The organism is Microtetraspora sp. NBRC 13810 (assembly GCF_030268685.1).
Lineage (GTDB): Bacteria > Actinomycetota > Actinomycetes > Streptosporangiales > Streptosporangiaceae > BSRQ01.
Window position 1 is genome coordinate 49,401 of record NZ_BSRQ01000023.1, and the last position, 19,074, is coordinate 68,474.

Annotated in this window: 14 protein-coding genes; 11 read left to right on the plus strand and 3 right to left on the minus strand. The window is 74.2% G+C overall.

Annotated features, from left to right (window positions below; all coding sequences use genetic code 11):
* Positions 1-2 precede the first annotated feature (2 nt).
* A complete protein-coding gene (locus QSK26_RS34150) occupies positions 3-614 on the minus strand; it encodes a TetR/AcrR family transcriptional regulator (protein ID WP_285779454.1) in 612 nt (203 codons plus the stop codon).
* A 141-nt stretch (positions 615-755) separates the two neighbouring features.
* Between QSK26_RS34150 and paaZ the strand changes: the two genes are divergently transcribed.
* Genes paaZ through paaE form a run of 6 tightly spaced genes read left to right on the plus strand, consistent with a single transcriptional unit; the run spans position 756 to position 6,506 of the window.
* Positions 756-2,798, plus strand: a complete 2,043-nt coding sequence (gene paaZ, locus QSK26_RS34155) for a phenylacetic acid degradation bifunctional protein PaaZ (protein WP_285779455.1) — start codon at positions 756-758, stop codon at positions 2,796-2,798.
* On the plus strand, positions 2,795-3,763 hold the full coding sequence (gene paaA, locus QSK26_RS34160; protein WP_502888776.1) for a 1,2-phenylacetyl-CoA epoxidase subunit PaaA: 969 nt from the start codon (positions 2,795-2,797) through the stop codon (positions 3,761-3,763). Before paaZ ends, paaA begins: the two co-directional genes overlap by 4 nt.
* Positions 3,760-4,047: a 1,2-phenylacetyl-CoA epoxidase subunit PaaB gene (paaB, locus tag QSK26_RS34165; protein ID WP_285779457.1), complete on the plus strand. Its 288-nt coding sequence runs from the start codon at positions 3,760-3,762 to the stop codon at positions 4,045-4,047. The genes paaA and paaB overlap by 4 nt, the downstream gene beginning before the upstream one ends.
* A 10-nt stretch (positions 4,048-4,057) precedes the next feature.
* Positions 4,058-4,933 (plus strand): 1,2-phenylacetyl-CoA epoxidase subunit PaaC, encoded by an 876-nt coding sequence (gene paaC / locus QSK26_RS34170; protein ID WP_285779458.1) that lies wholly within the window; start codon positions 4,058-4,060, stop codon positions 4,931-4,933.
* A complete protein-coding gene (gene paaD, locus QSK26_RS34175) occupies positions 4,927-5,427 on the plus strand; it encodes a 1,2-phenylacetyl-CoA epoxidase subunit PaaD (RefSeq protein WP_502888777.1) in 501 nt (166 codons plus the stop codon). The genes paaC and paaD overlap by 7 nt, the downstream gene beginning before the upstream one ends.
* Positions 5,428-5,429: 2 nt before the next feature.
* Complete coding sequence (gene paaE, locus QSK26_RS34180; protein WP_285779460.1) at positions 5,430-6,506, plus strand: 1,2-phenylacetyl-CoA epoxidase subunit PaaE; 1,077 nt, start codon at positions 5,430-5,432, stop codon at positions 6,504-6,506.
* 39 nt (positions 6,507-6,545) lie between these two features.
* Here the strand turns inward: paaE and QSK26_RS34185 are convergent, their stop codons facing one another.
* Positions 6,546-9,365, minus strand: a complete 2,820-nt coding sequence (locus QSK26_RS34185; RefSeq protein WP_285779461.1) for an AAA family ATPase — start codon at positions 9,363-9,365, stop codon at positions 6,546-6,548.
* 556 nt (positions 9,366-9,921) lie between these two features.
* On the opposite strand from QSK26_RS34185, the gene QSK26_RS34190 reads away from it, so the two are divergent.
* The 5 genes from QSK26_RS34190 (at position 9,922) to QSK26_RS34210 (ending at position 17,479) form a co-directional block, all read left to right on the plus strand.
* Positions 9,922-11,136 (plus strand): hypothetical protein, encoded by a 1,215-nt coding sequence (locus QSK26_RS34190; protein WP_285779462.1) that lies wholly within the window; start codon positions 9,922-9,924, stop codon positions 11,134-11,136.
* Between the two features lie 158 nt (positions 11,137-11,294).
* A complete protein-coding gene (locus QSK26_RS34195; protein WP_285779463.1) occupies positions 11,295-12,857 on the plus strand; it encodes a hypothetical protein in 1,563 nt (520 codons plus the stop codon).
* Between the two features lie 5 nt (positions 12,858-12,862).
* Positions 12,863-15,802 carry a coiled-coil domain-containing protein gene (locus QSK26_RS34200; RefSeq protein ID WP_285779537.1) on the plus strand — a complete coding sequence of 980 codons (2,940 nt, stop codon included), beginning with the start codon at positions 12,863-12,865 and terminating at the stop codon, positions 15,800-15,802.
* A 561-nt stretch (positions 15,803-16,363) separates the two neighbouring features.
* Entirely contained in the window at positions 16,364-16,699 is a 336-nt protein-coding gene (locus tag QSK26_RS34205) for an STAS domain-containing protein (RefSeq protein ID WP_285779464.1), read from the plus strand.
* 237 nt (positions 16,700-16,936) lie between these two features.
* Positions 16,937-17,479, plus strand: coding sequence for a cysteine hydrolase family protein (locus tag QSK26_RS34210; RefSeq protein ID WP_285779465.1), 543 nt, complete (start codon positions 16,937-16,939; stop codon positions 17,477-17,479).
* A 16-nt stretch (positions 17,480-17,495) separates the two neighbouring features.
* Here the strand turns inward: QSK26_RS34210 and QSK26_RS34215 are convergent, their stop codons facing one another.
* Positions 17,496-18,920 carry an MFS transporter gene (locus QSK26_RS34215; protein WP_285779466.1) on the minus strand — a complete coding sequence of 475 codons (1,425 nt, stop codon included), beginning with the start codon at positions 18,918-18,920 and terminating at the stop codon, positions 17,496-17,498.
* Positions 18,921-19,074: the final 154 nt, after the last annotated feature.

Here is a 19,074-nt window from a genome sequence, read left to right on the forward strand (position 1 = left end):
CCCTACTCCGGTGACTGGCGCAGGCCGTCGAAGGCGATCTTGCAGACCGCGTCGGCCAGCGCCTCCGCGCCCATCCCGCCGCGCGGCCGGTACCACTCGGTCAGCGAGTTGACCAGGCCGAACAGCAACCGGCTGGTGACCGCCGGGTCCACGTCGGGGCGGACGTCGCCCTCCGCCTCGGCCTGCTCGACCAGCGCGCTGACCAGCCGGTCGAACTCGCGCCGCCGGGCCAGCGCCTGACGCTCGACCTTGGTGTTGCCGCGCACCCTGAGCAGCAGCGTGACGAAGGGGAGGCGGTCCACCAGGACGTGCACGCTGCGCCGTACGAGGTGTTCCAGGCGGTCTATGGCGCGGCCCTGCATGGCGGTGGCCTCGCCGGCGGCCTCGAAGAGGCCGTCCAGCGCGTGGTCCACCGCCAGGCGCAGCAGCTCGTCCTTGCCCGTGACGTGGTGGTAGATCCCGGACTTGGTGATGCCGAGCCGCCGGGAGAGGTCCTCCATGCTGGTGGCCTCGTAACCGCGCTCGTTGAACACCTTGACCGCCACGGCGAGCAGCGATTCCAGGTCGTATCCCGGCCGGCCGCGTCGGGCGGGGCGGGTGGTGGAAGCGGTCACCGGACGAGTATTCCAGGCCCGGACCGCCGCCCGGCTCGGCGAGTCGCCGGACGACCTGCTCCCCTCCCTTTCGCGAGGCATGCCGCGAAGGTAACATACTGAACGAATGGACGGTAAGTAATTCGGTCGAGGAGGCCGCCGATGACCCCGCTGAGCAGCTACGTCAACGGCTCTTGGCATGTGCCCGGCGACGAAGGCACACCGGTGCTGGACGCGGTGACGGGTGAGGAGATCGCGCGCCTGTCGAGCGCCGGGATCGACTTCGCCGCCGCGCTCGACCACGGGCGGCGGACCGGCGGCCCGCCGCTGCGCGAGCTGACGTTCCACCAGCGCGCCGCGCTGCTCAAGTCGCTCGCCTCGTACCTGCGCGAGCACCGCGAAGAGCTCTACCGGCTCTCCCTGCACACCGGCGCGACGCTCGCGGACGCCCGGTTCGACGTGGACGGCGGCATCGGCACGCTGTTCTCCTACTCCTCCAAGGGCCGCAGGGAGCTGCCCAACGACACGCTGTACCTGGACGGCGGCGTCGAACCGCTCGGCAGGGGCGGCACGTTCGCCGGGCAGCACCTGTGCACGCCGCTGCTGGGCGTGGCGGTGCAGATCAACGCGTTCAACTTCCCGGTCTGGGGGCCGCTGGAGAAGCTCGCGCCCGCCTTCCTGGCCGGGATGCCGTCGCTGGTGAAGCCGGCCGGCCAGACGGCCTACCTGACCGCCCGGCTGGTGGAGCTGATCATCGAGTCCGGCCTGCTGCCCGAGGGCTCGGTGCAGCTCGTCTGCGGTGACGTGCGGGACCTGCTCGACCACCTGACGGAGCAGGACGTGGTGGCGTTCACCGGGTCGGCCGCCACGGCGAGGAAGCTGCGCGCGCACCCGGTGATCACGTCCCGCGCGGTGCGGTTCAACGCCGAGGCCGACTCGCTCAACTGCTCGATCCTCGGCCCCGACGCCACGCCGGGCACCGCCGAGTTCGACCTGTTCGTCCGGCAGCTCGTCACCGAGATGACCGTCAAGGCCGGTCAGAAGTGCACCGCGATCCGCCGCGCGTTCGTCCCCGCCGGGCTGCTCGGCGACGTCGCCGAGGCCGCCGCCGCGCGGCTGGCCGAGATCAGGGTGGGCGACCCCGCCGACCCCGAGGTGGGCATGGGCGCGCTCGCCGGGCTGGACCAGCGCGAGGAGGTGCGGCGCGCGGTCAAGGTCCTGATGTCGGCGGGCACGGCGGTGTTCGGCGACGCCGAGCAGGTGCGGGTCACCGGCGCCGACGCCGAGCGGGGCGCGTTCGTCTCCCCGGTGCTGCTGCGGGCCGAGGACCCGGGCCGCGCCGAGCCGCACGAGATCGAGGCGTTCGGCCCGGTCAGCACCCTGATGCCCTACACCTCCGCGGACGAGGTGGTCGCGCTGGCCGCCCGCGGCCGGGGCAGCCTGGTCGGCTCGGTCGTCACCGGGGACGGCGACTTCGCGCGCCGGGTCGTGCTCGGGGCCGCCCCGTGGCACGGCCGGCTGCTCGTGCTGGACGCCGAGTCGGCCGCCGAGTCCACCGGGCACGGCTCGCCGCTCCCCGTGCTGGTGCACGGCGGTCCCGGCCGGGCCGGCGGCGGCGAGGAGCTCGGCGGGATCCGCGGCGTCCTGCACCACATGCAGCGCACCGCCGTACAGGGCAGCCCCGCGATGCTGACCGCGATCACCGGCCGCTGGACGCCCGGCGCGCCGCGCGCCGCCGGCGGCGTGCACCCCTTCCGCAAGCACCTGGAGGAGCTGCGGCCGGGCGACACGGTGGTGGCGGGGCCGCGGCGGGTCTCGCTCGCCGACATCGAGCACTTCGCCGAGTTCACCGGCGACATGTTCTACGCGCACATGGACGAGGAGGCGGCCAGGGCCAACCCGTTCTTCGACGGCAGGGTGGCGCACGGCTACCTGGTGGTTTCGCTGGCCGCCGGCCTGTTCGTGGACCCGGCCCCCGGGCCGGTGCTCGCCAACTACGGGCTGGAGAACCTGCGCTTCCTCACGCCGGTCTACCCCGACGACGAGCTGACCGTCACGCTGACCGCCAAGCACGTCGACCCCCGGGAGGGCGCGCCGCACGGCGAGGTCCGCTGGGACGCCGACGTGACCAAGCAGGACGGCTCGTCGGTGGCGAAGTACGACGTGCTGACACTGGTCGCCAAGCGCGACCCGGAATCGAGGTGACCGACGTGACCGGAACCCCCCAGGGCGACACGCTCCCGCTGGAGCGGGACTTCGAGGCGACGATCGGGCACGACCAGCGGATCGAGCCCCGGGACTGGATGCCCGACGGCTACCGGAGGACGATGGTCCGGCAGATCGCGCAGCACGCCCACTCCGAGATCATCGGCATGCAGCCGGAAGGCGAGTGGATCACCAGGGCGCCGTCGCTGCGCCGCAAGGCGATCCTGCTGGCCAAGGTGCAGGACGAGGCGGGCCACGGCCTCTACCTCTACTCGGCGGCCGAGACGCTGGGCGCCGACCGCGGCGAGCTGACCGAGATGCTGATCGAGGGGCGGCAGAAGTACTCCTCGATCTTCAACTACCCGACGCTGAGCTTCGCCGACGTCGGGGTGATCGGGTGGCTGGTGGACGGCGCCGCGATCTGCAACCAGGTGCCGCTGTGCCGCAGCTCCTACGGCCCCTACGCGCGCGCCATGATCCGCATCTGCAAGGAGGAGTCGTTCCACCAGCGGCAGGGGTTCGAGCTGCTGCTGACGATGATGCGCGGCACCCCGGCCCAGCGGGAGATGGTGCAGGACGCGGTGAACCGGTGGTGGTGGCCGTCCCTGATGATGTTCGGGCCGCCGGACGACGCCTCGCCGAACACCGAGCGGTCGATGGCGTGGAAGATCAAGCGGCACACCAACGACGAGCTGCGCCAGCGGTTCGTGGACATCACGGTCCCGCAGGCCGAGGTGCTCGGCGTGACGCTGCCCGACCCCGACCTGCGGTGGAACGCCGAGCGCGGCCACCACGACTTCGGCCCGATCGACTGGTCCGAGCTCAAGCGGGTGATCAGCGGCGACGGCCCGTGCAACGCCGCGCGGATGGCCCGGCGCAGGTCGGCGCACGAGGACGGCGCGTGGGTGCGCGAGGCGGCCGCGGCTCACGCGGCCAGGAAGACCGGACGGGAGGTGGCGGCATGACCGGCTCGTCCTGGCCGCTGTACGAGGTGTTCGTGCGCAGCAAGCGCGGGCTCAACCACGTCCACGTGGGGTCGCTGCACGCGGCCGACGACGAGACGGCCCTGCGCCACGCCCGCGACCTGTACACCCGGCGCAACGAGGGCGTGAGCATCTGGGTGGTCCGCTCGGCGCACATCACGGCCTCCAGCCCGCAGGAGAAGGACCCGTTCTTCGCCCCCAGCGGCGACAAGGTCTACCGGCATCCCACCTTCTACGCCATTCCCGACGACGTACCGCACATGTGAGGGAAGTGACATGTCCACCGGCAACGCCTACGAAGCGTTGAACGACGCGGCGGGGGACGCGCGCTGGGCCTACGGCACCGGTTTCGCGGACCCGCTGGCCGGCGTCGACACCCGCCTGCCGGACGGCGTGGACGGGGCCGACCTGGGCGCCTACTGCCTGATGCTGGGCGACGACGCGCTGGTCATGTCGCACCGGCTCCAGGAGTGGGTCACCCGGGCGCCGGAGCTGGAGGAGGAGGTCGCGCTCGCGAACGTCGCCCTCGACCTGCTCGGCCAGGCCCGGCTGCTGCTCGCCCGCGCGGGCCAGGCCGACGGCTCCGGCCGCGGCGAGGACGACCTCGCGTTCCACCGCGAGCCGCACGAGTTCCGCGGCGTGCTGCTCGCCGAGGCCGAGAACGGCGACTTCGCCCACACCATGGCCCGGCTGCTCGTCTTCTCCACCTGGCGGCTGGCGCTGCTCGACCGGCTCCGCGCCTCGCGGGACCCGGTGCTCGCCGCCGTCGCGGGCAAGGGCGTCAACGAGGTCGCCTACCACCGCGACTACGCGGCGGGCTGGGTGGTGCGGCTCGGCGACGGCACCGCGCTGTCCAGGGAGCGGATGGCGGCCGGTCTCGCCGCCGTCTGGCCGCTCACCGGCGAGCTGTTCGCGGCGCACGAGGTGGAGACGCGCCTCGTCGCGGCGGGGGTGGCGGTGGACCCGGCCGGGCTGCGCGAGGAGTTCGGCGCGGTGCTCCGCCAGGTGCTGGCCGCGGCCACCCTGGACGCGCCGCCGCTCCCCGTCCCCGGCGCCGCCGCCGGCCGTTCGGGCGAGCACACCGGCGCGCTCCGCGACCTGCTGGCCGAGCTCCAGGGGGTCGCCCGCGGCCTTCCGGAGGCGACGTGGTGACCGGTCTCGCCCAGCGGGTCGCCGAGGCCGTCCCCGACCCCGAGCTGCCCATGCTGACCCTCGCCGACCTCGGCATCCTGCGCGGTGTCGAGGAGGCGGGCGCGGGCCGGGTGGTGGTCACGATCACGCCGACCTACAGCGGCTGCCCGGCGATCGGGGCGATCCGCGCCGACCTGTCCGCGCGGCTGCGCGAGGCGGGCTACGACGAGGTGGAGATCCGCACGGCGCTCTCCCCCGCCTGGACCTCCGACTGGATCAGCGAGACGGGCCGGCGCAAGCTGTCGGCCGCCGGCATCGCCCCGCCGGGCGCCGCCCCGGTACGGCGGAGCGGGCCGGTGCCGCTGACCCTCGGGCCGGTCCGGCGGCGGGTGAGCTGCCCGCGGTGCGGTTCGGCGGAGACCGAGGAAGTGTCCGGGTTCGGGGCAACGGCGTGCAAGGCGCTGTGGCGCTGCCGCGCGTGCGCGGAACCGTTCGAGCGGGTCAAGGAGATCTGAACGTGAGCACCACCACCCTGCGCCGTACGGAGTTCGCCACGTTGCGCGTGGCCCGGGTCGACCGGCTGTGCGACGACGCCGCCGCGATCACCCTGGACGTGCCCGAGGAGCTCTCCGCCCGTTTCGCCTTCCGTCCGGGTCAGTGGCTCACGCTGCGCCGGACGGTGGACGGCCGGGAGGAGCGGCGGTCCTACTCGATCTGCGCCCGGCGCGGCGGCCCGCTGCGCATAGGCGTGCGGGAGGTGCCCGGCGGGCTCTTCTCCTGCTGGCTGGTGCGCGAGGTGCGGCCCGGCGACGAGGTCGAGGTGCTGCCGCCGGCCGGCGGTTTCACCCCCGACCTGGCCCGGCCCGCCCACCACGTGCTGATCGCGGCCGGCTCCGGCATCACGCCGGTGCTGTCCATCGCGTCGTCGGTCCTGGAGGACCCGGCGGGCCGGGCGACGATCTTCTACGGCAACCGCGCCGCGGACACCGTGATGTTCGCCGACGAGCTGGCCGACCTCAAGGACTCCTGCCCGGCCCGGCTGGAGCTGGTGCACGTGCTGTCCCGGGAGGCCCGCGAGGCGGAGCTGTTCAGCGGGCGGCTCGACGCCGACCGGCTGCGCGTGCTGCTGCCCGCCCTGACCAGGGTCGCCGAGGTGGACCACTGGTGGCTGTGCGGGCCGTACGAGATGGTCGCGGACGCGCGGCGGGTGCTCGCCGAGCTGGGCGTGCCCGCCGAGCGGGTGCACCAGGAGCTGTTCTTCGTGGACGAGCCGCCGCCCGGCCCGGTGCGCAGGGAGGACACGCCGGACGGGGAGGCGGCCAGCGAGGTGACCGTGGTGCTCGACGGGCGTGCCACGACGATGACGCTGCGGCGTGACGTCACCGTCCTGGAGGGCGCCCAGCGGGTGCGGCCCGACCTGCCCTTCGCGTGCAAGGGCGGCGTGTGCGGCACCTGCCGGGCGCGGCTGGTCTCCGGGCGGGTGGACATGCGGCGCAACTTCGCGCTGGAACCGGCCGAGGTGGCCGCCGGGTTCGTGCTCACCTGCCAGTCGTCGCCGGCCTCCGGCGCGGTCGTCGTGGACTACGACGCCTGACGCCCGCACCGGGTCACCCAGGGTGACGCCCGCGCCGGGTCACCCGGGTGGCACGGGCGTCACCGCGCAGATCTCCTCGACCAGGTCCGCCGCGGTGCGCCCGCGAGCCTGCGCCTCCGGGGTGAGGGCTAGCCGGTGGGCCAGCACCGGAACGGCGAGCGCCTTGACGTCCTCGGGCACCACGTAGTGCCGCCCGGCCGCGGCGGCCCGCACCCGCGCGGCCCGGAGCAGCCCGATACCGGCCCGCGGGCTCGCCCCGGACCGCGTGTCCTGCGCGGTCCTGGTGCCCGCGACGACGCCCACCACGAAGTCGTAGATCGGGTCGGCGACGTGGATCCGGGTCGCGAAGTCGATCATGCCGGCGACGTCCGACGCCCTGGCCACCAACGGCAGCTGCTCGACCTGGGCGCCGGAGTTCCTGAGCATGTCCACCTCGGCCGCGTGGTCCGGGTAGCCGACCGGCACGCACATCAGGAAGCGGTCGAGCTGGGCCTCCGGCAGCGGGTGCGAGGCGTCGGTGTCCGCCGGGCTCCGGGTGGCCAGCACCAGGAACGGCCTGGGCACCGGCCGGGACTCCGCCCCCACCGTGACCCTGCGCTCCTCCATCACCTCCAGGAGCGCCGCCTGCGTCTTCGGCGCCGCCCGGTTGATCTCGTCGGCGAGCACGATGTTGCCGAACACCGGCCCCTCGTGGAACTCGAACCTCTGCGCCTGCGGGTCGAACACCGACACGCCCGTGATGTCCGAGGGCAGCAGGTCGGGGGTGAACTGCACCCGCCGCAACCGCGCGTCCACACCGGCCGCGATCGCCCGCGCCAGCGTCGTCTTGCCGGTGCCCGGCACGCCTTCCACCAGCAGGTGCCCCTCGGAGAAGAGGCAGATCAGGGCCAGCTCGACGACGTCCCGCCTGCCCTTGATCACCTTCTCCACGTTGCCCGCGAGCAGTTCGAACCGCTGCGCGAACTGCGCCGCCAGCGCCGCCACCTCGCCCTGCGCCTCCGGCACCTCCATCCGCCGCTGGTGACCGGACTCCGGCGTCGGCGCCGCATAGGGCGCCTGCGCGGCGTAGCCGTCCCCCTGGTGGGAGGGGCTGTACGGCGCGAGCTCCTGCCCCGGCGCGTACGACGCCGCGTCCCTGTACTCCTGGTAGGCGGGCTCCTTCGGCGGGTACACCGGGGTGTCCTTCGCCGCGTAGTCCTTGGCCCCGTAGTCCTTGGCCGCGTACGAAGGCCCGTCCTTGAACGCCGGCCGGTCCACCGGGGCGTAGGAGTCCTGGGCCCCGTAAGGCACGACCTCCTGACCGGCGTGCTCCTTCGGAGCGTAGTCCTGGCCTCCCCTGTAGGGGACGTCCTGCGAGGTGTACGGCGAGGCGTCGCCGTACGGGGGAGGCGTACGGTAGCCGTTGTCCGGCGAGGGCCGGTGCGCGGGCTCGAACCCGCCATCCGTACCGGAACGGGGTGCCGGGTCCGGGGCGGGCCGGGGGTCGTAGCCGGGATCGGACCCCGGGCGGTCGTAAGTGTCGGTGCCCGGACGCGGGGACGGGTCATAACCGCTGTCGGAGGCGGGCCGGGGGTCATAACCGCCGTCCACCCCCGAACGCGGCGACGAGTCGTACCCGCCGTCAGAGCCAGTCCGCGCGTCGTAACCGCCGTCGGACCCCGGACGCGGCTCGTAGCCACCGTCCGAGCCAGGCCGGGGATCGAAACCGCCGTCGGAACCAGGCCGAGGATCGTAACCGCCGTCCGAGCCAGGCCGGGGATCGAAACCGCCGTCGGCGCCTGGGCGAGGCGACGGATCGTAAGCGCCGTCAGACCCCGGACGCGGCGACAGATCGTAGCCGCCGTCCGAACCGGCGCGGGGGTCGTAACCACCCTCAGATCCCGAACGCGGAGACGGCTCATAACCACCGTCGGCCCCGGGACGCGGCTCGTAACCACCGTCAGAACCCGGGCGCGGAGCAGGGTCGTAGCCACCGTCCGAACCGGGACGCGACTCGTAACCACCCTCGGACCCCGAACGCGAAGCGGGGTCATAACCACCGTCGGGACCAGGACGCGACTCGTAACCACCCTCAGATCCCGAACGCGGAGACGGCTCATAACCACCGTCGGACCCGGGACGGGGGTCGTAGCCGGCGTCGGAACCGGGGCGGGGGTCGTACCCGGTGTCAGAACCGGGACGAGGGTCGTAGCCGCTGTCGGGGGCCGGGCGGGGGGACGGGTCGTAGCCGCCGGAGAGGGGGGCGGAGGCGTCGTAGCCGTGGCTTCTGACCGGCATGGCGTAGGTGGTCTCGCCGTCGCGGTAGGCGAGGTCGCCGGGTGCCTTGTCGTCGTCGTAGCCGGGGCCGCGGCCCGCGCCCGGGTAGGCGGGGAGGCCGGGCAGGGTCGGGTACCCGCCGGTGATGATCTGCGCGACGTCGATGCCGCCCGAGGGCTTCTTCTCGCCGTACCCGCCCGGCGGCGGACCGCCCTTGTCACCGTAACCGGGCGGCGGGCCCTGGTCGCCGTAACCAGGGGGCGGACCTTGGTCGCCGTAGCCAGGTGGCGGGCCCTGGTCGCCGTAGCCCGGGGGCGGGCCCTGGTCGCCGTAGCCCGGGGGCGGGCCCTGGTCGCCGTAGCCCGGGGGCGGGCCCTGGTCGCCGTAGCCAGGTGGGGGGCCGTCGGCGTACGGGCCGGGGCGGGGGTGGTCGTCGTAGGCGTTGGGCTGGCGGGGGGTGGGGCGGTCGCGGTCGGCGGAGCCGGGGGCGGTCGGGAAGCCGAGCGCGTCGACGGCGCCGTGCTCGCCTTTGGCGGGACGCCTGCCGGAGGAGTCCGCGTACCCCTCGCGGGGCTGGCCGGACTCCGGGCGGTTACTGCTCACCGGAACCTCCGGAAGAGGCCCGGCCGCGAGGCCGGGACGTGATCCGGCCCCCGTTAAGGGGGGCCCGGCGACAGCGGGGCAGCCTCGGCCGCGAAGCGTCCGTCATGAGCGAGTCCTCTCTCGATCAGATGCGGGATCCGGGCGTTCACGAAACGGCGGGCACGCCGGACGTCGAAGAGACGGGAAACCGTCCCCGGCCGTCTCCGCGGGCCTCTCGCCGCGGAGCGCTCAGGCCGCCGTTCCACTCGATCCGGGACCGGGTGGCGCCGATCTGACCGGTACCGTCATCGGCGCGGGCGGTCACGTCCGCGTTTCCGGGAACGCCGCAGGCCGGACCGGTGGCCCGACCGCTTGGCGGCCTGGGGAATCTCACCCTGACTCACCCCGTGTGCCCGATGACTGATCCTTGGTCCCCGTTTTAACCAGGGTCACCCTAGCGTGGGTCACAGGTAACCCGCAGGTATCCATCCAAGCCATGACATTCTGCACAGGGGTCGGGCGGGGGCGCCCGGCGAGCGGGCCAGGACTGTCGTACGCACGCCGTACCGTAGTGCGCGTGCTTCAGACCGACCAGGCGATCACCCTCGACTCAGCGCTGAGCGAGGAGGCGGTGCTCGCGACCTACCGGCGCATGTTCGCCGCCCTCGCGCGGGACAGCGGCGCGGTCGTCGACGATCCCGTGCTCGTCGACATCGCCGAGACGCTGTTCGCGGCGTTCGCGGAGGCGGGCGAGGAGTGGCTGACCCACGAGCAGATGCGTTATGCCTGCCGCGACCACCCGGCCGACCTGTTCGAAAACCGGTTGCGCGTGCTCAGGGGGCTCGGCGCGATCCGCGAGGTCTTCCCCAAGCCCAACCAGCTGCGTTACCGGGCGTCGTTCACCAGCGTGGTCGGCCTCATGTTCGTCCGGCGGATGATGGACGACGGCGGCCAGTCCGAGATGCACCGCCTGCTCGCGCTCGAAGATCTCAACGTCGCCGACCCGCGCACCACCATGGAGGAGGCGCGGCAGAGCGCGCACAACCTGGCGCGGGCGTTCCGGCTGTGGGCGCTGGAGCTGATCACCCTGACCATGGGCACCATCGAGGAGCTGCGCGAGCAGGCTCCGAAGCTGTGGGGCACCGAGGAGATCGCGCGGCGGGCGCAGAGCCTGCACGGCACGATCCTGACCCGCTGGCCCGAGCTCGACCGCACCTGCACCGAGCTGCGCGCGGCGATCTACTCCTACAGCGACGCCTCGCGGCGGGCGGCGGGCCGCCTGGCCGACTCGGCCGGCACCACCCGCAACCTGACCCTGCTGCCGTCCGAGACGTGGCGCACCTTCGCCCAGACGGCGTCCAAGGAGCGGCTGGCGGCGGTGCTCGACGGGCTGGTCTTCGACGCCCCCGCGCCGTGGCACGACCCGGCGGCGATCGTCCGCGCCGTGGACGAGAGCCCGCGTCCCGCGCTCGCCCAGCCCACGCCCCCGCGCTCGGCCCTGCCCGACCCCGGTCCCGAGGGCTCCTACGACGCCGGCGGCGGACCGGCGGCGGACCGCCTGACGGCCGTGGCCGAGGAGGCGCTGGCCGGGCGTGACTCGGTCGCCCTCCAGGAGCTGCTGGGCGCGGCGGGCGACTGGGTGTCCGCGCGCCGCCTCCTCGCCGACCTCGCCGCCGTGGATCTGCGGCCCGAGCTCCCCTACCGGCTGCGCTGGTCCGACGAGCTGACCGCCTCCCCCGAGGCCGAGCCCACCTGGCTCACCCACGGCCGCCTCGAAAGGACCACCCCGTGACCCCCGCCACCCCCGGACCGTCCGACGCGCCCCCGGACGCCCCCGGGTCCGCCCCCTCCACGGGCGGCTCCGGGCGCTTCTCGCATGCCGCGGACCATGACGGAGGGCCGTTGCGGGGCGCCGGGGCGGGGATCGGGGCGCGTGGGTGGGAGCCTGCGGTGGCGCACGCGGTGGCGCGGGCGACGGGGCCGCTGGCGCTCGGGGTCGACGAGCCCGCGCCCGCGGGGATGACGCGGCTGGTGCACGACGACGGCACGGGGCTCGCCCTGCCGGTGTGGCCGGACGGGGCGACTCCCGCGCTGCTGGAGGAATACCAGGTCACGGCCGTCTCGGTGGAACGTTCCGGTGAGGCCCGGCGGGTGCTGGCCGCCTGCCTCACATGCTGCTGGACCGACCTCGACGCCGACCCGTGGCCGGGCGAGCCCGCGCCGCTGGATCTCGTCCTCGCCGCCTATCGCGCCCTCATCGGCCGCAACGACGACCTGATGCGCAACTGGGCGATCGGCGCGCTGCGCCGGCTGCACGACTCGGCCTGGGTGACCCTGTCCGGGGGTGTCGTACGGCTCGGCCCGCGCTGCGCCACCTGGCCCCCGGAGTCGCACGGCCAGCTGCGCGAGCTGATGCGCCGCCTCCCACCCCCCGAGGCCCCCTCCGTCCTGCCCCTCTTCTCCCCCGCCGCGCCGCCGGCGGCCACCCCCTCCACCACCCCGGCGACCGTCGGCACGGAAGCGACCGCCGAAGGCCCGGAGACCACCGCAGAAGACGAGGAGGCGACCACCCGGAGCGCGGAGATCACTGCCGAGGGCGCGGAGGCGACCACCCGGAGCGCGGAGGCCACCGCCGAGGGCGCGGAGACGTCCGCCGCCCTCGACGGCGTGACCGCCCCTCCTCGCGACGCGGCCGAGGCGATGTCCCCGGCGACGTCCCCGGCGACGCAGGAAGGGGAGCGCGGCGGGGAGCCGGTGGGGGTGACCGTGCTGGACGGCGGCGGGTGGGACGACGAGTGCCTGGAGGCGTTCGACGAGCGGCGCCGGGCGGAGCTGGTGGCGGCGTTCCTGGCCGTGGAGCACGCGGCCGAACCGGTGCAGGAGGCGCGGTTCGCCGCGCTGCGCGACCCCGCGCTCCGCCGTACGCTCGGCGAGATGCTCGCCAGGCGGGGGCGCGCGCTGATCCAGCGCCGCGACCGCTGGACGTCGGGGTACGACGACGCGGTGGCGGCCGGTGTGGGCACGACGCTCGGCGAGGCGGAGCGGGCGGTGCTCGTGCTGGTGCTCGTGCACTCGGTGGCGATCCCGCGCTCGGAGGGGGTGCTCGGGGAGGACACCTGGCTCTCGCCGTTCCCGACCCCGGCCGAGGAGCTGCGCCGCCACTCGCAGCTGCCGATCGGCGAGCTGGAGTCCGCGCTCAGGTCGCTCCGGCACGCGGGCCTGCTCACCCAGGTCAAGGCGGGCGAGGAGGCGGGCGGCTACGTCCCGGGCCCGCAGTTCCACCGGCTGACCCAGGAGGCGCGGCGCCGGCTGCAGGAGGAGCTGATCCTGGCCGCCGGCCCGAACACGCCGCTCGCGGCGGCCGTGCGCGCGAAACGCGCACCCCAGGAGCGGCACGGCGCCCGGCCCGCGACGGCCGGCGGCGAAAACGATCAAGATGGTGCCGGCGGACTGTCCACGGCGGGTACGGCCGGCGGGCGCGGGCGGGGCGACGGAGAAAGGGGCGGGAAGTGACCCGGATGGAGAACGTCGTGGGGGATCGGGTGCTCATCGCCGTGCAGGCGGTGAACATCTCCCGGCTGTCCACCCATCCGGTGCCGACCGTGCCCGGCACGCTGATCGTCGTCGCGGGCGCCGGGCCGAAGGACTCCAACGGCGCGGGCAAGTCCTCGTTCATCGCGGCGATCACGGCGTTGCTCGGCGACGAGCAATGGCGCTTCGCCTCGGGTGCCAAGACGGTGGCCGAGCTGCTGTTCAACGCGGAGCTGGCCACCGGGGCGGGCGGCCGGCAGTGGGCGAGCGCCGATCACGGCTACATCGTCGGCGTCTTCGACCACGCCACCCCCGGCGACCCGCTGACCGTGTGGCTGCGGGTCAACCAGGAGGCGCCGCACCTGGAGATCCGCTGGACCTCGGGGGTGTACGTCTCCACCGCGCCCTCGGAGGCCGAGCGGGTGGCCCGTGCCGACGAGATGTGGCTGACGCTGCCGCGTTCGGCGGGCCGGCGCGACGTGGTGGCGCGCGACCTCACCAAGTTCCTGTACGGCGACCGCGTGCGCTGCGTGTCCTTCCTGTCCACCTCGGTGCGTACCAAGGTGGCCACCAACCTGCTCTCCCAGCCGCTCAACGAGATCTCCCCTGAGCGGGTCTTCGAGGCGGTCGCCGCGCTCACCGGGCTCGACGCCGAGCTGGACCTGGAGCGTGAGGCCAGGCGGGACGAGCACGCCAAGCGGGTGCGGGCGGCGCAGGCGGGCGAGCGGCTGCGCGAGTTCGGGGCGGAGTCCCGGTCGCTGCTGGTCACCTTCGACCGCCGTGACCAGGCGAGGATTCACCTGGCCGACGCCCTGCGCTGCTGGCGGGGGCGGCTGGCGCGCCGCCTGGCGGACGCCGGTGAGCGCGACGCCGCGCTCGCCGGCGACCTGGAGAGGCACCGGGCGGCGGCGCTGGCCGCGGCCGAGGCGATCGCCGCGGTCAAGGCCGAGATCGCCACCCTGAAGGACGACACGGTGGCCAGAGGTCTCGCCGAGGCGCGCAGGGGGCTGGCGGAGACGCAGGCCAGGGCGGCGAAACTGGAGGCCGACCGCGCCGTCGCGGAGAACTCCGCGGACGAGCTGCGCGGCCGGATCCCCGGCCTGGAGGAGGCCAGGCGCTTCGCCGACGGCAGGGAGGTGCCGGCCGCCGAGCGGGAGCTGGCCGAGGCCAGGCAGCGGCTCAACGCCGCCCTGAAGGCGCTCGGGGTGGCCGACCGCGAGGTCGAGGGCGCCGCCGCCGCGCTGGACGACGCCGAGGGCGGCCCGGCCGCGGCCCAGCTCAGGACGCTGGCCGAGGCGGGGGTGGCCGCCAGCGGCCTGCTCGACGCGGTCGACGTGGCCGAGCAGGCTCGCGACAACGCCCCGTCGCCCGCGCCGCTCGACGGGCTGCGCGGCTGGCCGCACGAGCACGCGGTGATCGTCGACGCCGCCGAGCTGACCGCCGCGTCCAGGGCGCTCGCCGAGCTGCCCGGGTCGGTGCTGGTCAGCGCGGCGGGCGTCACGGTCGTCGGGTCGTTCGACGCCGTGACCACCGGCAGGGAGGCCAGGATCAAGGCCGCCGAGCAGCGGCTGAACCGCGCCCGCGACGCGCAGGACGAGGCGGCCGGGGCGGTGCGCGCGGCCGAGGACGGTGTGGCGGAGGCGTCGCGGCGGCTGGAGGGGGCGCGGGCGGGTGTCCGGCTCGCCGACATCGAGCGCAGGCTCGCCGAGCGGCGGGAGCGGCTGACCGAGCTGACCGCCGCCCTCACCGAGGTGGTCCCCCGGCTCGCCGAGGCCGAGCGGCAGGTCGCCGCGCTCGACTTCCGCGCCCGTACCCGTGACATGGAGATCGAGCGGCTGGATTCCCGCCGGGCGCGGCTGGACGGCGACCGGGACCAGGCCCGCGCCCAGGAGGCGAAGGCCGCCGCCGACCGCGAGGCGCTCGGCCTGGCGGCGCTGACCGGCGAGTGGGGCGGGCCGGTGGAGCGCGCCCGGGAGTGGCTGGCCGCGCTCGGCGAGGAGGAGCGCCCGCTGACCGCCGAGGAGTGGTGGCGCGCGGCGGAGCGCCGCCTCGACCAGGCGCTGCGCGACTCCTTCGGCGACGACGAGGAGGTGCCGGAGGAGTTGCGGTTCCTGCTCAGGGAGCGGGCCGAGCCCGGCGCCGGCCGTACGGCGCGCGAGCAGGCGACCTTCCCCGGCGTGTGCGCGGCGCTCTCCTCCTACCTGCGCGGGCAGGAGGAGTACGAGCGCCACCAGCGGCGGCAGATCGAGGCGCAGCTCAGCACCCGGCAGCGCGACCTGGCCGCCGCCGACAAGGGCGCGGAGGAGGCGGCGCAGTCCACCGCCGTGCACCGGGCCGCCCTCACCGCGGCGATCAAGGCGCGGCTCACCCGGGTCGCGGAGGAGTTCGAGAAGCTCGACCTGGCCTACGGCGGGTACGGCGCGACGCTGGAGTTCCCGGTGCCGGCCGCGCCCGCCGACCCCGAGCAGCGCTGGGCGTGGAAGGTGGTGCCGAAGTGGCGCCGCGGCGAGGGACAGGGTTACGTGCCCTACAACCGGCGGGCCAACACCGCGCTGATGGACGAGAAGGCGGTCAAGCTGGTCTGCGCGGCGGCGATCGCGTCCTCCGGCGGCGGTCACCTGTGCCTGGTCCTCGACGAGCTCGGGCGCAACCTGGGCAAGGAGCACCGCAGGGAGGCGGTCGCGCTGTTCCGCCGGATCGGCGAGACGTACGGCATCACCGTGATCGGCGCACTCCAGGACGACATGGAGCCGTACGCGATCGACGCCTGCGGGCAGTACATCAAACTGCGCCGCTCTTCGGACGCCATGCCGTACAACGAGCCGCCGGTGATCGTCGGTCACGACCGGCACGCGGACCGGGTGCGGGAACTGGCCGAGAGCGTCAGCGGGTCCCGCCCCACACCCGCCGAGCCGCAAGCCCGGTGAGCTGGACGGTTCCCACCGGACACCGGAAGGCACGGCGACGGCCGCGTGGTGTAGGGGTGTCCGATGACACCGGCCGGGTCGACGCGTGACTGTAAGCACTCCTCGAAGGTCGTGCCGTCCGGGGCGTTCAGGGCGTTCAGGGCGTTCAGGGCGTTCAGGGCGTTCAGGGCGTTCAGCGGCCGCAGGGTCTGGGCCACGTCACGCTGCGGGTGCCGGTAGTCGGCCGCACTCGCGCAGTGCGCGATCTCGTCTGCCCCCTCCAGCGCGGCGGCCAGGCCGTCCCCGGTCTCCAGGTCCCCCGCCCTCGGGATGCGGCGAGAAGGCAGGTGTGGGAGCTCGGCCACGTGGAGATTCCGCTCAGAGCGGAGCGTGCGTGGGCGGCGGGCGGACGCGCATCGGCAGGTCACGACCGGATCCGCCGTCCGGTGCGTCTCTGATCGTCTTCTCAACCTTAGGTGGTCATGGAGTGTCAGGAGTAGGGTGGGTGAAAAGCGGCGAATCGTCCGGCGTGCGACTTGTACGTTCCTGACGACCTATTACTCACCGTGATCGGATCCTGTGATGACAGCGTTGTCGGTTCACACGACTCACCATCCCGCGCACAGCGTCCTGGCCCTGGACGGCGAGCTCGACACCGCTACGGCTCCACTCCTGGAACCCGCGGTCAAGACCGTGCTCTCCAGCGGCCGGCGCCACCTCGTGGTGGACACCGCCGACCTCGACTTCTGCGACTCTTCCGGCCTGTGGGCACTGCTCCAGGCCCAGCGCGCCGTCAAGGCGGCGGGCGGCACCATGGAAATCACCCACGTACACGGCCCGCTCCGCCGTGTCCTCGACGTCACCAAACTCTCCCGCGCCTTCACCATCAACATGGCACAGGAGAACTACACCCACTGACCGCCTATTACGCGACAGCCCATATCCAACGGGTGGCCGACCGGCCACCCGTTGACTTTTGCCACCGCCTCCCGCCGGCAAGCGTCTCCGCAGGCCGACGGGGGACAACGGCACGCGTATCCGCAGGCCGGCGCCGGTTCGGGCACCCCCCGCCGATCATTCCGGCGGGTGAGCCGCCACGTCCCGGCATCGCGGGACGGGCTGGATGAAGGTGACCAGATGGGGCAGATGGGCGATATGACGCGTACTGCGGTGGTCGTGGTGGACATGCTGAACCCGTACGACCACGACGACGCCGACCTGCTCCAGCGGAGCGTCCGGGAGGTGGTGCGGCCACTGGCCGGCCTCGTCCGGCAGGCGTGGGAACGCGAGGACGTCGAACTGATCTTCGTGAACGACAACCACGGCGACTTCTCCGCGACCAGGGAGCAGTTGCAGCATCGCGCTCTGAACGGGAGGTTCCCCCAGTTGGTGGCACCGGTGCCGCCGCCGCTGGACTGCGCCTTCATGGCCAAGGTCCGGCACAGCGCGTTCTACGGCACGCCGCTGGAGTATCTGCTCCGCAGCCACGGGGTGGACGTGGTCGTGCTGGCCGGGCAGGTCACCGAGCAGTGCGTCCTGTACAGCGCGCTGGACGCGTACGTGCGCGAGTTCAGCGTCCGGGTGGCTCGGGACTGTGTCGCGCACATACACGCCGACCTCGCCGAAGCCGCCCTCCGCCTGATGGAGCGCAACATTCGCGCCGAGCTCCTGCACGCCGCCCACTGCCTGAACCACTGACCCGGGACGGCGCCCGTCAGGTACGGCCGGCGCGTCGCCCGGTACGGCGGGCATGCAGGACCGGCGGCACCAGCAGGAACGCCACGCCGGCGGTGAGGAACGCCGCCCCCGCACCGGCGACGACGCCTGCCAGCGCGACGAGCCCCGGCACGGCGGGCTGGGCGATCCCCCACGACGACCCGTGGAAGGCGAACCAGCGCGGCCGGTCGTCCTCCGGAGCGGCGTCCGCGACCATCGCCTGCCAGCGGCCCAGCAGCACGCCGTTCACCGCCGTCCACGCCAGATAGGCGCCGACGGTGAGCGGAACGCCGGCCGCACCGGCCATCACCAGGGCGAGCACTCCCAGCGCCAGCGTCCCCCAGCCCAGCAGCAGCCGGTGCGGCGTCCCGCCCAGCACCCGCCTCGTCGCCCACAGCGCCACCGGCGCCAGCAGGGCCGCCCCGGTCAGCACCACCCCCGGCACCCACGCCTGCGCCCCCCGCTCCAGCAGCACCAGTGGCAGGAACATCATGACCGCGAGATACCCCACCGCGAAGACCGTCCCCGCCACCGTGAACCGCACCAACACCGCCGGCGGCCACCACCCACCACGCCCCCGCCCCTCCCTACGCCCTCCCCACTCCCTGCGCCGTCCCGCCCCCTTACGTCCTCCCCACCGCGTACGCCCTCCCCACCGCGCATATCCTCGCCACGGCTTGTGTCCTCGCCACCCCCTGCGTCCTTCCCACTCCTTACGTCTTCCCCATCCCTTATGTCTCCCTTCGCCGACGCCATCCGTACCGGCCACACCACCGTCCCCGACCGGCCCCTGCACGCCACCTCCGGCCAGGCCCTGCGCGCCGGCGTCCCCGGCCGGACCCCGCACGCCACCGTCCCCGGCCGGGTCCTGCGCGCCGGACCGCCTCAGGCCCCCCGGCAGGAACCGCAACGCCACCCAGGCGGCGACCGCGCAGGTGAGCGCGTCGGCGACCAGCAGCCAGCGCACCCCCAGCGGCAGCAGCACCGCCGCGATCACCCCGGCGACCGCCCCCGCGGCCACCAGCGAGCCGCCCAGCAGTCCGTACATCCGCTGCCGCTGCTCGCCCTCGGTGACCTGTGCCACCATCTCCTGACTCGCCGGCTCGTAGATCTCGAATGCCAGCCCCACCAGCGCGACGGCGACCAGCAGCTGCACGGGGCTTCGCGCGAACAGCAGAACGGTCAACGCCAGCCCCGTCGCGCCCAGCCCGCCGGCCACCACGACCCGCGGCGACAGCCAGTCCAGGAGGATCGCCCCGCCCCAGCGCGAGACCAGCGCCGCGACCCCGAAGACGGCCAGCGCGGCGGGCGCGAGCTCCGGCCCGGCGAGCACCGCCAGGAAGCCGAGCGCATAAGCCCCGAGCTGGTTCAGCACCCGCACCCACAGCAACGCCTTGGCCGCCCCCGGCAGCGAACCGAACATCCCCACCCCCACCCCGGCCACGCCATCCTGCCAGGCAGCACCGACACAAACGGATGCCAGGATCCCCGCCCCTCCCCGGCACCGGCACCGGCACCGGCACCGGCACCGGCACCGACCGGAACAGCTACCGGGCAGACCTCCACGGCCCGGCAGG

What these genes read in the sequence shown, in the direction of transcription:
- paaC (WP_285779458.1), top strand. Translation starts at nt 4,058, where the DNA reads ATGTCCACCGGCAACGCCTACGAAGCGTTGAACGACGCGGCGGGGGAC.
- QSK26_RS34205 (WP_285779464.1), top strand. Translation starts at nt 16,364, where the DNA reads ATGACAGCGTTGTCGGTTCACACGACTCACCATCCCGCGCACAGCGTC.
- QSK26_RS34200 (WP_285779537.1), top strand. Translation starts at nt 12,863, where the DNA reads ATGGAGAACGTCGTGGGGGATCGGGTGCTCATCGCCGTGCAGGCGGTG.
- QSK26_RS34215 (WP_285779466.1), bottom strand. Translation starts at nt 18,920, where the DNA reads ATGTTCGGTTCGCTGCCGGGGGCGGCCAAGGCGTTGCTGTGGGTGCGG.
- QSK26_RS34210 (WP_285779465.1), top strand. Translation starts at nt 16,937, where the DNA reads ATGACGCGTACTGCGGTGGTCGTGGTGGACATGCTGAACCCGTACGAC.
- paaB (WP_285779457.1), top strand. Translation starts at nt 3,760, where the DNA reads ATGACCGGCTCGTCCTGGCCGCTGTACGAGGTGTTCGTGCGCAGCAAG.
- paaZ (WP_285779455.1), top strand. Translation starts at nt 756, where the DNA reads ATGACCCCGCTGAGCAGCTACGTCAACGGCTCTTGGCATGTGCCCGGC.